Origin of the sequence: Streptomyces sp. NPDC008137, assembly GCF_042957035.1 — a bacterium.
In the GTDB taxonomy this organism is placed as follows: Bacteria; Actinomycetota; Actinomycetes; order Streptomycetales; family Streptomycetaceae; genus Streptomyces.
Genome location: NZ_JBIBHN010000003.1, coordinates 92,125 through 104,394, shown reverse-complemented (window position 1 = coordinate 104,394; position 12,270 = coordinate 92,125). Strand labels below are relative to the sequence as shown.

General features: G+C 72.2%; 11 protein-coding genes. 5 read left to right on the top strand and 6 right to left on the bottom strand.

Annotated elements, in window-relative coordinates:
* Positions 1-113: 113 nt before the first annotated feature.
* From ACFZBT_RS06435 to ACFZBT_RS06420, 4 genes are all read right to left on the bottom strand, one after another.
* Positions 114-1,103 (bottom strand): malate dehydrogenase, encoded by a 990-nt coding sequence (locus ACFZBT_RS06435; RefSeq protein ID WP_189722787.1) that lies wholly within the window; start codon positions 1,101-1,103, stop codon positions 114-116.
* Positions 1,104-1,664: 561 nt separating this feature from the next.
* A complete protein-coding gene (locus ACFZBT_RS06430; protein WP_391099104.1) occupies positions 1,665-2,990 on the bottom strand; it encodes a DUF2690 domain-containing protein in 1,326 nt (441 codons plus the stop codon).
* Between the two features lie 367 nt (positions 2,991-3,357).
* Positions 3,358-3,930, bottom strand: a complete 573-nt coding sequence (locus tag ACFZBT_RS06425) for a DUF3017 domain-containing protein (protein ID WP_391099853.1) — start codon at positions 3,928-3,930, stop codon at positions 3,358-3,360.
* A 67-nt stretch (positions 3,931-3,997) separates the two neighbouring features.
* Positions 3,998-4,852, bottom strand: a complete 855-nt coding sequence (locus ACFZBT_RS06420; RefSeq protein WP_059423424.1) for a bifunctional methylenetetrahydrofolate dehydrogenase/methenyltetrahydrofolate cyclohydrolase — start codon at positions 4,850-4,852, stop codon at positions 3,998-4,000.
* 278 nt (positions 4,853-5,130) lie between these two features.
* Between ACFZBT_RS06420 and ACFZBT_RS06415 the strand changes: the two genes are divergently transcribed.
* The 4 genes from ACFZBT_RS06415 (at position 5,131) to ACFZBT_RS06400 (ending at position 8,845) form a co-directional block, all read left to right on the top strand.
* Positions 5,131-5,712: a hypothetical protein gene (locus ACFZBT_RS06415; protein ID WP_391099102.1), complete on the top strand. Its 582-nt coding sequence runs from the start codon at positions 5,131-5,133 to the stop codon at positions 5,710-5,712.
* A 133-nt stretch (positions 5,713-5,845) separates the two neighbouring features.
* Complete coding sequence (locus tag ACFZBT_RS06410) at positions 5,846-6,592, top strand: FHA domain-containing protein (RefSeq protein WP_391099100.1); 747 nt, start codon at positions 5,846-5,848, stop codon at positions 6,590-6,592.
* Positions 6,589-8,148, top strand: coding sequence for a protein kinase (locus tag ACFZBT_RS06405; protein WP_391099098.1), 1,560 nt, complete (start codon positions 6,589-6,591; stop codon positions 8,146-8,148). Before ACFZBT_RS06410 ends, ACFZBT_RS06405 begins: the two co-directional genes overlap by 4 nt.
* Before the next feature lie 103 nt (positions 8,149-8,251).
* Positions 8,252-8,845: an ALF repeat-containing protein gene (locus ACFZBT_RS06400; RefSeq protein WP_391099096.1), complete on the top strand. Its 594-nt coding sequence runs from the start codon at positions 8,252-8,254 to the stop codon at positions 8,843-8,845.
* 51 nt (positions 8,846-8,896) lie between these two features.
* Here the strand turns inward: ACFZBT_RS06400 and purH are convergent, their stop codons facing one another.
* Positions 8,897-10,459, bottom strand: a complete 1,563-nt coding sequence (gene purH / locus ACFZBT_RS06395; protein ID WP_391099094.1) for a bifunctional phosphoribosylaminoimidazolecarboxamide formyltransferase/IMP cyclohydrolase — start codon at positions 10,457-10,459, stop codon at positions 8,897-8,899.
* A complete protein-coding gene (purN, locus tag ACFZBT_RS06390) occupies positions 10,456-11,094 on the bottom strand; it encodes a phosphoribosylglycinamide formyltransferase (RefSeq protein WP_391099092.1) in 639 nt (212 codons plus the stop codon). The genes purH and purN overlap by 4 nt, the downstream gene beginning before the upstream one ends.
* Positions 11,095-11,425: 331 nt before the next feature.
* Here purN and ACFZBT_RS06385 point away from each other — a divergent pair, with 331 nt between their 5' ends.
* Positions 11,426-12,205: a hypothetical protein gene (locus tag ACFZBT_RS06385; protein WP_391099090.1), complete on the top strand. Its 780-nt coding sequence runs from the start codon at positions 11,426-11,428 to the stop codon at positions 12,203-12,205.
* Positions 12,206-12,270: the final 65 nt, after the last annotated feature.

Below are 12,270 nucleotides of genomic sequence, written 5' to 3'. Positions count from 1 at the left end.
GGGACCGCGGCGCGGCACAGAAGCGGAATGTCAAGAGTGCCGACGCACCGATCCCCGGGCCGCTACGGCGGCCCGGGGATCGGTGGGTGAGCGCACGTGGGATGCGGCTCGGGTCAGATGAGGCCGAGGCCGCGGACCGCCTCGCGCTCCTCCTCGAGCTCCTTGACGGAGGCGTCGATCCGGGCGCGGGAGAACTCGTTGATGTCCAGGCCCTGGACGATGTCGTACTTGCCGTCCTTGGTGGTGACGGGGAAGGAGGAGATGAGACCCTCCGGCACGCCGTACGAACCGTCCGACGGGATGCCCATGGAGACCCAGTCGCCGTCGGCGGTGCCGTTGACCCACGAGTAGACGTGGTCGATGGCGGCGTTCGCGGCGGAGGCGGCCGACGAGGCGCCACGGGCCTCGATGATGGCGGCGCCGCGCTTGGCGACGGTCGGGATGAAGTCCTCGGCCAGCCACTTCTCGTCGTTCACGACCTCGGCGGCGTTCTTGCCGGCGACCGTGGCGTGGAAGATGTCCGGGTACTGGGTGGCGGAGTGGTTGCCCCAGATCGTCAGACGCTTGATGTCGGCGACCGTCGAGCCCGTCTTCTTCGCGAGCTGGGTCAGCGCGCGGTTGTGGTCGAGGCGGGTCATCGCGGTGAAGCGCTCGGCCGGTACGTCCGGCGCGGCGGCCTGGGCGATCAGGGCGTTGGTGTTGGCCGGGTTGCCGACGACCAGGACCTTGATGTCGTCCGCGGCGTGGGCGTTGATGGCCTGGCCCTGCGGCTTGAAGATGCCGCCGTTGGCCTCCAGGAGGTCACCGCGCTCCATGCCCTTGGTACGGGGGCGGGCGCCGACGAGCAGCGCGACGTTGGCGCCGTCGAAGGCGACGTTCGGGTCGTCCGAGATCTCGATGCCCTGGAGGAGCGGGAACGCGCAGTCGTCAAGCTCCATGGCGGTGCCCTCGGCGGCCTTGAGCGCCGGGGTGATCTCCAGGAGGCGCAGCTTGACCGGCACGTCCGGGCCGAGGAGCTGACCGGAGGCGATGCGGAAGAGCAGGGCGTAACCGATCTGGCCGGCCGCGCCGGTGACGGTGACGTTCACGGGAGTGCGGGTCATGGCGTTCTCCGTATGACAGCTGGCGGTGGGGCGGTCCCTGCCCCGGACGTCTGATCGATCTCTTGGTATCAAGAGATCCACCAGCGGTCAGGCTATCGCGCATCCGGTATCTCGCACGGCCGGGTCGGTGTGGCCCACCCCACAACCCTCCCGGAGCCCACGCAAAAGGCGGCCGCCCGTCCGGGAGAGGTGGACTGGGGCGGCCGCCGGGGGGAACCGACTCTGCCGGACTCCCGTGGGGGTACGGTTCGCGTGCCCCCGATTCCCCCGGCCATGCCTCCGTCTCCGGAATTCTTTCGGCCCGGTCCACCAGAGCCGGACACCAGGCCGACCGCGGCACCATCGTGGCTGGTCGCGCAGTTCCCCGCGCCCCTGGAAGGGACCTGTCGGCAGCGCCCTCCAGGGGCGCGGGGAACTGCGCGAACAACCCCCACCGCCCCGCACCCGCCGCCCGCGACGCGCACCCCGACAAACCCCATCGAGCCCCTGAAAGGGACGCCAGGAACTGCGCGAACGCTCCCCACCGGCCGACCCCAGCCGTCCGCCACGCCGCCCGGCGGCCTACTCCGTGCAGCCCTGCTGCCCCGACGCCAAGGTCGCGCAGGCCTTGGCGTCGGCGGCGTTCTTCACCGCCACCATCGGGGTGTACGCGATCGCGTCGCCGGCGACGGTGATGCTGCCGGTCTGCTTCGCCTTGCCCGCGCTGATCTGGACCTCGTCGCCCTGGGTCGCCTGGGTGACACGGCCCCAGGCAGCCTTGCAGGTCTCGCTGTAGCGGACCTCCACGACGGTGGTGCCGACGGTCGCGGTCTGTGCCGTGGTCACCAGGTCACCACTGCACCCCATGCTCTCCGCGTCCTTGCCGGTGCAGCTGTCGCCGCTGCACTTCACACCGGGCGGCAGCTCCGGGTTCGTGGTGGCGCTCGGCTTGGGCGACTTGGCACCGCCCTTGGCCTCGTCGTCGCCACCGCCACCGGTGAGATAGAACGCGCCGGCGATCACCACGAGCACGCCCACGACACCCGCGAGGAACGTCACGGTCCGCCGCTTGCCCCCGCCGGGGCCCTTCGTACCGCCCGGCGCGGCGCCCTGCGGCGGCCGGTGCTGCGAGCCCGCGCCCGCACCCGGCGTCCGCGCGGGCCCGTCGGGCGCCCCTGCGGAAGTGCCGCCCCCCGCACCGGGCCGGGACCCGATGCCACTGCCCGCGCCGGCACCGGTGCCGGCGGAGCGTCCGCCCGACGGCGACGGCCCCTGGTACCCGGCGATGCCCCACGAGTTGACCCCGCTCGCACCGCCCCGGCCGCCCTCCTCCCGCACACCACCGCTGGTGGAGGAGTCCTGGACCTCGGGCGCCGTCGGCTGCGGCGGCACGGTCGGGGCCACTCCGGCCGGCCCCGCGATACCCGGCGTGACCGTGGCACTGCCGCTCCTGCGGGCGGGCTTGTCGTCCCCCCCGGACGCCGACTCGCCCGAAGCGGACTTGCCGCCGGAGGCCCTCGTACCGCCGGTCTTGGAGCCGGCCGACGGGTCGCCGAAGTCCTGCCCGCCGAACTCCCCGAGCGCGGCGCGCGCCTGGGAGATCCGGATGGCCTCCATCGTCATGTCGTGCCGCATCTCCGAGCGGCTCCAGGCGCGCTCGGCGAGCTCCCACATGGTGGTCAGGTGCAGCGGATTGGTCCCGGTCACCTCGGCCAGCGCCACGATCGCGCCCTTGGGCGCGAGCAGCCGGCCGTTCAGATATCGCTCCCAGGACGTCTTGCTGTAGCCCGTGCGGTCCGCCACCGACGCGATGCTCAGACCACTGCGGTCCACGAGTCTGCGCAGCTGGCTGGTGAACTCCCTGATCTGTGGATCGAGCTCATCCGGCAAGGCCTTCCAACGAGGCATTGCTTCCCCCTCTTCCCCCCGGTCGTGCTGATATTTCCCGCGCTGTTCGCCCCGCGCGTTGGCGGCCTTGGCCGAGTCCCCCGTGTGGTTACCCACAGGGATGCGCACACTCAGGATCTCAGTTCCCCGACTGGGGGCGCACAGAAGCGTGCAGACCGCGCGCGATACACCCTGGACCGTCCCGATTGTCCACGCCAACCCCGTTGTCGCACCACTTCGTGCGGAATCCGCCAGAGGAAGTACCGGAACCGTCACTTCCGTGCCACAGCGTTCTGACAGCCGTTGAACAGGCCGTTCGCCGTGCAGGAAGGTTGGTGCGCGGCGGCGGCCCGTCCTTCCTCGGGGGAGAGGACGGACCGCCGTCGGGTCATTCGCTGGTGACCGTGAAGTGCAGCGTGTCCTTGAGGAACGGGAGCTGCAGCCACGGTTTCGGCTGCGCCATCAGCGCCAGCAGGACGATCGTCAAGCCCAGCACGCCGTACGTGACGATGTCCGTGAAGCGGGAGCGGACGGCGAGCATGCCGACGTCCGGCAGCAGCCAGCGCATCACCCCAGCGCCCAGCAGGGCGGCGCCGATCAGCAGCGTCCCGATGCGGAACTGGTCGAAGGCGGTCACCAGCAGCCCGAGTCCCACGAGCCCCAGCACGGCGAGCACGGGCCACTGCCGCACCGGCGCGGGCGCGTCCCCGGACACGGCCCGGCCACCGCCCTCGGGTCGCGCGGTGTCCCTGGTGAACAGCGGAAACCGCCGGGTCACCCGCCGCGGCCGCCCCTCGGCGTCGGGCGCGCTGACCGGGTCCCGGACGGTGAGGTCGTCCTCACCGTCTTCCGGTTCGTCCCCTTCATCCGACTCGGCTCGTTCGGCCGGGGCGCTCGGGCCGGCCTGCGCATCCGGCTCGTCCGAGGCGCTCGGGCCGCCCGGAGCGCCCTCCGTGCTCAGGCCGCTCCGCCCGGCCCGGGTGCCTTCCACGCTCCCGCCGCCCGCCGCCGCGCTGCGCGCGCTCCGCTCAGCCGACACTGCGCTCCGCCGCCTCGACCACGTTGACGAGCAGCTGGGCGCGGGTCATCGGGCCGACTCCGCCAGGGTTCGGGGAGATGAAGCCGGCGACCTCGGCCACGTCGGGGTGGACGTCGCCCACGATCTTGCCCTCGGCGCTGCGGGAGACGCCGACGTCCAGGACGGCCGCGCCCGGCTTGACGTCCTCGGCGCGGATCAGATGAGCGGAACCGGCCGCGGCGACGATGATGTCCGCGCGCTTGAGGTGCGCCGACAGATCACGCGTGCCGGTGTGGCACTGGGTCACCGTCGCGTTCTCGCTGCGCCGCGTCAGCAGCAGCGGCATCGGCCGGCCGATGGTCACGCCCCGGCCGACCACCACGACCTCCGCGCCCTTGATCTCCACGCCGTAGCGGCGCAGCAGGGTCAGCACGCCGTTCGGGGTGCAGGGCAGCGGGGCCGGCTCGTTCAGGACCAGGCGGCCGAGGTTCATCGGGTGGAGTCCGTCCGCGTCCTTGTCCGGGTCCATCAGTTCGAGGATGCGGTTCTCGTCGATGCCCTTGGGGAGCGGCAGTTGCACGATGTACCCGGTGCAGGCCGGGTCCTCGTTCAGTTCGCGGACGGCGGCCTCGATCTCCTCCTGCGTCGCCGTCGCGGGCAGCTCGCGCTGGATCGAGGCGATACCGACCTGCGCACAGTCACGGTGCTTGCCGGCGACGTACTTCTGGCTGCCGGGGTCGTCCCCGACCAGGATCGTGCCGAGGCCGGGCGTGACGCCCTTCTCCTTCAGCGCCGCCACGCGGGCGGTCAGATCGGACTTGATCGCGGCTGCGGTGGCCTTGCCATCGAGAATCTGGGCGGTCATGACCCCATCCTCGCGGATGACCCGCCCACGGTTCCAATCCGGCCACAATCCGGGCACCGGGGGCCGCTCCTCCCGTATCCGCCCATGATCAGTGATGTTGCACTTGCACAACACATCGGGAATGCGGCTGGACAAGCCCGTCACCGGTGCAGAACGATGACATGACAAGTGCCGCGGGCAGTTCAACGGGGGGACGGTCGCAATACGAAGTACTTCTCCTCCGTGCGGATGACCCGCGTCGTCCCCGCACTCGAAACACCAACGGAGGAAAGTCAGCCATGAGCTACGGCGACCCGAACAACCCCTACGGCGCTCCCCAGGGGCAGCAGCCGCAGCAGCCGGGCTACGGCTACCCGCAGCAGCAGGGCCAGGCCCCCGGCTACGGCTACCCGCAGGCCCCTCCGGTCTCCCCCTACGGCGCCGGCCCCGCCGCGCCGACCACGATGCCGGGCTCGGTGAGCGCCGCCCGCGTGATGGTGTGGGTGATCGTCGGCCTGCAGGTCGTCGCCGTGGCGCTCCTCGCCTTCGCCGCCGCCGCCATCAACGCCGCGAAGGACGACGAGTCCCTCCAGGACAACACCGCCTTCCAGGACCTGGTCGGCCAGTCGACCGGCCTGATCTGGGGCTACGTGGTGTTCGGCCTGGCCTGGCTGGTGTTCGCCGCCGTCCTGGCCACGAAGTTCAAGAACGGCGGCAACGGCGCCCGGATCACCATCCTGGTCTTCGCCATCATCACGGCCGTTCTCGGCATCTACCCGTTCGTCATCATGGGCCTGGTGCACACCATCCTGGCCGTCCTGGTCGCGGTGTTCGTCGGCAACGCCAACGGCAAGGCCTGGTTCAACCGCCCCCGTTACTGAACCGTCCCCGGCGAGCGGACCAGTTCACGCCAATCACACCCAAGGGCCGTGTCTCACCCGTACGAGGGGGACACGGCCCTGGTGCGTCGCCCTAGTCTGACGGTGGTAGCTGTGCAGGCACGGGGAGAGCACCTTGTTCAGCATCATCGTGGTACCTCCGCCGACCACGGAGGACGAGCGAAACCGCACCCAGCGCAGACTCGCGCCCGGCGAACGCCTCACCTTCGGCCGGTCCGCGCACGACAACGACCTGCCCATCGCCCACGACGGGGTCTCCCGCCGGGCCGGTGAGATCACCGCGCAGGGCGCCTTCTGGATCCTGAGCAACCTCAGCCGCGAACAGACCTACGTGGTGGAGAACCCGGAGGGCGCGGGCGAACACGTCAAAGTGGCGCCGGGGCGGCTGGACGCGCCGATCCCCTTCGAGTTCTCGCGGATCGTGCTGCCCGCCGCCGGCGATCTGCTGACGCTGGAGGTGTGGGCGCCGCGCCACGACTACCTCAGCGGCACGGGCGGCCTCGACGGCGCCACGACCGCGCCGGCCTTCTCGGTCGACCGCTCCAAGCGCTACTTCGCGGTCCTGGCGGCCCTGTGCGAACCGCGCCTGCGCGGCGCCCCGCACGCCCCGCTGCCCACCGTCGACCAGGTCGCCGAGCGCCTGCGCCCCATCTGGCCCGCCGCGTCCCGCACGGCCGTGCAGTGGAACATCGACTACCTCGCCGTGAAGCTGCGCCTCAAACCGGGCCCGGAGAGCGCGGACACGGGCCCGCGGCTCAACGGCAAGAAGGAGTCCCTGGTCTCCCTGGCGCTCCGCTTCGACCTGGTCCGGGAGGACGACCTGGTCGTCCTGGCCGCCCCGTCGGGCCGGGTGACGCGGTGAACGAGCCCTACGCCGTGCCGGTGCCCAAGGGGTACCGGGTCGGCGTCTGGGAGGTGCGCGAGCCGATCGCGACCGGCGCCTTCGGCAGTGTGTACGCGGCCCGGCGCGTCGGTGAGAGCGCGGAGCTGCCCCGGACCGCCGCCCTGAAGTTCCTGCCCACCGGTACGGCCACGCCCCGCCGGCTCACCCACCTGCGCGAGCTGATCGAGCGGGAGGTCGCGCTGTACCGGCGGCTGAAACACCCGCGGCTGGTGCGGATGTACGAGACGCTCACCGTCGACGACCCGGGCCGCCCGGAGCTGGACGGCGCCACCGTCCTCGTCCTGGAGCGGGCCAAGGGCTCCCTGTCCGCCCTGCTCACGGCGGTGCCCCGGCCCGAGGCGGGTCCCGCTCTGCTCGCGCAGATCTGCGAGGGGCTGGCCCAGTTGCACGACGCCGGCTGGGTGCACGGCGACCTGAAGCCGGCCAACGTGCTGCTGATGGAGGACGGTTCGGTCCGGCTGGCCGACTTCAACATGGCGGCCGAGCTGGAGGGCACCCACGCCTACACCCCGGCCTTCTCCACGCCCGACTACACGCCGCCCGAGCTGCTGTGGACCGAGATCGGCGAACGGGGCCGCCGGATCCGCCCGTCGGCCGACGTGTGGGCCTTCGGAGTCCTCGCCCACCTCGTCCTCACCGGCTCCTTCCCGCTGCCCGGCGCCACCCCGACAGCCCGCCGCGACGCGGCGGCGGCCTACGCCCGCGGTACCGACGAGCTGCGCCTGTCGCCCGAACTGGCCGACGACTGGCGGGAGATCGTACGCGCCTGTCTGACCCGGTCGCACCGGGACCGCATCACCGGCGAGGCGCTGCTGCGCCGCGCCCGGGCGGCTGCCGCCGGGACCTCCCACCGTCCCTTCCGGCTGCCCCGGCCGCGTCCGGCCCGCCGTCGGGTGCTCCGTACGTCCGTCGCGGCGGCGGTGGCCGCCGGCTCCCTCGCCGCCCTTGCGTACGGCGTCGGTGTCTGGGCCGACGGCGGCCCCGGCGGCCGTGGCTCCGGCGCCACCGCGAACGTCTCGGCCGCCACGTACGGCGCCTCCGACCTGCGCACCGACCGGGGCATCCCGCCCGCCTACCGGCTGCTGATCGTGGAGACGGCGCACGACTGCGACCAGAGGGACGTCACCCCGGTCCTGATCGCCGCCATGCTGAAGGTGGAGAGCGACTTCGACCCGGATCTCTCCGACCCCGCCAACGACGAGTACGGCATCGCCCGCTGGACCCCGCGCGTGCTGCGCTGGTGGATGAACGAGGACGGCACCCCCGGCGAGGCCGTCCCCCAACCCCCGTTCCCGCCCGCCGAGTCCATCCCGGCGATGGGCCGCTACCTGTGCTGGATCGCCCCGCGCCTGGAGCCCGAACTGCGCGGCGAGAGGCGAGTACTGGTCGCCGCCTCGTACCGGACGTCGTACAAGACGGTGAACGACGCGGGCGGCGTTCCCCCGGACACCCGTGCCTACGCCGACCGCGTCGCGCACTACCTCAAGGAGTACAGCCCGCCGGGGAAGAAGTGACCCTGGGAGTTGTCAGGTAGCGCCCGGAGACACTCTGCTCCGCGCGTCGGGGGATGTGAGGATGGCTGCTCCGAACTCCTCTGCTTCGAAAGCAGGTTCACGTATGAGACGCACCCGCGGTGCCCTGGCCCTCGCCGCCGCCCTGACCCCTGTCCTCCTGCTCGCCACCCCGGCCGTGGCCGCCGGCCCGGCTCCTGCGGCAGCCGCCGTGACGGCCGCGGCGCCGGCGGACGGCACGCCGGTGGACGAGATGTCGGAGGAAGAGCTCCGGATGGCGATCCTGCGCATCATGGCCGACGAGGACAGCGGACGGGGCGTCACGAGGGAGGCGAACAAGGCCCTCGACGGCACCGTGGAGGACATGCGCGCCTTCCTCAAGACGGGCTACCGACTCGCCCAGGCCGAGGACGACCGCGTCGCCATCGCCCGCATCATCGGCGACCCGGACTCCGGACGGGGCGTCAAACGAGAAGCCGGCAAGGCCCTCGACACCAACACCCCGGAAGCCCTGCGCGCCTTCCTCGAGACCGGCTACCGACTCGCCCAGGCCGAGGACGACCGCGTCGCCATCGCCCGCATCCTGGCCGATCCGAAGATCAGTCCGGCACTGCGCGCGGCCGCCGAGGACGCCATCGACGGCACTCCGGAGGAGCTGCGGTACTTCCTGGAGACCGGGCGGTACGAGGTCGACGCCTGACATGGCCGGAGCGGGCCGGCGGGGTTCCGACGGCCCGCTCCGTCATCGGGCTCAGTGGAAGAAGTGCCGCGTCCCCGTGAAGTACATCGTGACGCCGGCCTTCTGCGCGGCCTCCACGACCAGCTCGTCACGGACCGAACCGCCGGGCTGCACGATGGCCTTGACGCCCGCGGCGCCCAGGACGTCGATGTTGTCGGGGAACGGGAAGAACGCGTCGGAGGCGACGTACGAGCCCCGGGCCCGCTCCTCGCCGGCCCGCTCCACCGCGAGCTTGCAGGAGTCCACCCGGTTGACCTGCCCCATACCGACGCCCACCGAGGCACCGTCCTTGGCGAGCAGGATCGCGTTGGACTTCACCGCGCGGCAGGCCTTCCAGGCGAACGCCAGCTCGGCCAGCTCCGCGGCGCTCAGCGCCTCGCCGGTCGCCAGCGTCCAGTTGGCCGGGTCGTCGCCGTCGGCCTGGAGGCGGTCGGTGACCTGGAGCAGCGCGCCGCCGTCGATCGGCTTGACCTCGACCGGGGCGGAGGGGCCGTCGGCGCAGCGCAGCACGCGGATGTTCTTCTTCTTGGTGAGGGCCTCCAGGGCCCCGTCCTCGTAGCCGGGCGCGACGATGACCTCGGTGAAGATCTCCGCGACCTGCTCCGCCATCTCCTTGCTGACCGGGCGGTTGACCGCGATCACGCCGCCGAACGCCGACAGCGGGTCACAGGCGTGCGCCTTGCGGTGCGCCTCGGCGACGTCCGCGCCGACGGCGATGCCGCAGGGGTTGGCGTGCTTGATGATCGCGACACACGGCTCGGCGTGGTCGTACGCGGCACGGCGGGCGGCGTCCGTGTCCGTGTAGTTGTTGTACGACATCTCCTTGCCGTGCAGCTGCTCGGCCTGGGCGAGGCCGCCGGTGCCGGAGACGTAGAGGGCCGCCGGCTGGTGCGGGTTCTCGCCGTAGCGCAGGGTGTGCTCGCGCTCCCAGGTGGCGCCGAGGAAGTCGGGGAACCGCGACTCGTCCACGGGCGCGTAGGAGGAGGCGAACCAGGAGGCGACGGCCACGTCGTAGGCGGCCGTGTGCTGGAAGGCCTCGGCGGCGAGCCGCTTGCGGGTGGCGAGGTCGAAGCCGCCGCCCTGGACGGCCTTGAGCACGTCGGCGTAGCGGGCGGGGCTGGTGACGACCGCGACGGAGGGGTGGTTCTTGGCGGCGGCGCGGACCATCGAGGGACCGCCGATGTCGATCTGCTCGACGCACTCGTCGGGCGAGGCACCGGAGGCGACGGTCTCGCGGAACGGGTAGAGGTTCACGACGACGAGGTCGAACGGCTCGACACCCAGCTCGGCGAGCTGCTCGCGGTGGCTGTCCAGGCGCAGGTCGGCGAGGATGCCCGCGTGCACGCGCGGGTGCAGCGTCTTGACGCGGCCGTCCAGGCACTCGGGGAAGCCGGTCAGCTCCTCGACCTTGGTGACGGGGACGCCGGCAGCGGCGATCTTCGCGGCCGTGGAGCCGGTGGAGACGAGTTCGACCCCGGCCTCGTGGAGCCCGCGCGCGAGCTCCTCGAGCCCGGTCTTGTCGTAGACGCTGACGAGCGCCCGGCGAAGGGGCCGCTTGTTGCTCTCGGCGGTCACTGGATAACTACCTTTCGTCCCTCAATGCGATGGCCGTTGCGGGCGAGCCGCCCCACGACCTCGACGAGCAGCCTTCGCTCGACGTCCTTGATGCGCTCGTGCAGAGCGCTCTCGTCGTCCTCGTCCCGGATCTCCACCACGCCCTGCGCGATGATCGGCCCGGTGTCGACGCCGTCGTCGACGAAGTGGACGGTGCAGCCGGTGACCTTGGCGCCGTACGCGAGCGCGTCCCGCACGCCGTGGGCTCCCGGGAAACTGGGCAGCAGGGCGGGGTGCGTGTTGACGAACCGCCCGCCGAACCGCGCGAGGAACTCCTTGCCGACGATCTTCATGAAGCCGGCGGAGACGACGAGGTCGGGCTCGAAGGCGGCGACGGCCTCGGCGAGGGCGGTGTCCCACTCCTCGCGGCTCCCGTAGTCCTTGACCTTGCGGACGAAGGTCGGCAGCCCGGCGCGCTCGGCGCGCGCCAGCCCCTCGATGCCCTCGCGGTCGGCGCCGACGGCCACGATCTCGGCCCCGTAGGCCTGCGCGCCGGTGGTGGCGATCTCGTCGAGGAGCGCCTGCAGATTGGTGCCGGATCCGGAGACCAGCACGACGAGGCGCTTGGCGCGCGGGGCCACGGGCTTGGCGGCCACGGTGGGGGCCTTTCTCGGGGAAGCTTCTGTCCGGGCGGCCGGACGCGGCGTTTGTACATTCATACGAATGCTTCGGGCTCCCGGATACGGGGAAGCCTACGAACCGGCCGACCGTCAGCAACGATACCGGCACACCGGACAGCCCCCACGGGACGGGGGCGTGGCCGGAAGGTAGCGTCTGGGCGGAGCCGGTTCGGGAACGCCGTCCGGGCGTGGTGCGTTCAGGAGGGTGACGGAACCGGTCCCGACGCCGCACCGACCTCTGTTCGTCCAGTCCAGATCCCGCTCTCCTCCACACCGCCCCACTCACCAACGGGAAGACGCTCACTTGATGCCGGACCGCAGCCTGCGACTCCTCACGTTCCCCCCGCCGTCGGCACAGGGAGGGGAGCGCGGCGCCGTGCTGCTGCGGGAGCGCCCCAGCTCACCGCCCGACGCGCCGTCGGACGGCTCGGGCGGGGACGGGCGAGGGCGCGGCTCCCAGGAGGACAACCCCTTCGCCCCGCCGCCCGAGGGCGCCCCGGACCGGCCTTGGCAGCCGCGCCGCCCCTCGGGCGACGACTCCCAGGACGGCAACGACGGCGACCGTGCGCCGTGGGGCAGTCAGTGGAGCGACCGGCAGCCCGGCCGCTCCCCCGACGGCTTCGGCGAGCGCCCCCGCGGCGGCCCCGAGGGCCAAGGCCCTCAGAGCGGCGGCCCGAACCTCCGCTGGGACCCGACGGACCCCTCCCAGCGCCGTGCGCGCTACGCCCTGCTGTCGGGCATGTGGGCCTTCTTCTTCGCCCTGTTCAGCTGGCCGTACGTGGCGCTGCTGCTCGGCGCGCTCGCCCTCTACTGGGGCATCAGCGCGCTGCGCGCCAAGCCCCGCCGCTCCGACCCGGACTCCCCGGCCCCCGCCGAGCAGCCGGGCCGTCCCCAGACGACCGCCGCGGTCAGCGGTTTGGTCACGGCGTCCCTGGCGATCGCCCTGGTCGCCGCGTCCTTCACGGCGCAGCTGGTCTACCGCGACTACTACACCTGCACGAACGACGCCCTCACGAACAAGGCCGAGAAGTCCTGCGCGAAGCTCCTGCCGGAGGAGCTGCGGGGGCTGCTGGGGACGAAGGGCTGAGGCGGCGGTCCGGCCCCCGTCAGGTGCGGTCGGGGTCGGCCGGCGGGAAGTCGTAGGGCTGGTAT

Bases quoted from the DNA above. Each gene is read 5' to 3' on its own strand.
- ACFZBT_RS06435 (WP_189722787.1), bottom strand. From the start codon at position 1,103: ATGACCCGCACTCCCGTGAACGTCACCGTCACCGGCGCGGCCGGCCAG.
- ACFZBT_RS06430 (WP_391099104.1), bottom strand. From the start codon at position 2,990: ATGCCTCGTTGGAAGGCCTTGCCGGATGAGCTCGATCCACAGATCAGG.
- ACFZBT_RS06420 (WP_059423424.1), bottom strand. From the start codon at position 4,852: ATGACCGCCCAGATTCTCGATGGCAAGGCCACCGCAGCCGCGATCAAG.
- ACFZBT_RS06415 (WP_391099102.1), top strand. From the start codon at position 5,131: ATGAGCTACGGCGACCCGAACAACCCCTACGGCGCTCCCCAGGGGCAG.
- ACFZBT_RS06400 (WP_391099096.1), top strand. From the start codon at position 8,252: ATGAGACGCACCCGCGGTGCCCTGGCCCTCGCCGCCGCCCTGACCCCT.
- ACFZBT_RS06385 (WP_391099090.1), top strand. From the start codon at position 11,426: ATGCCGGACCGCAGCCTGCGACTCCTCACGTTCCCCCCGCCGTCGGCA.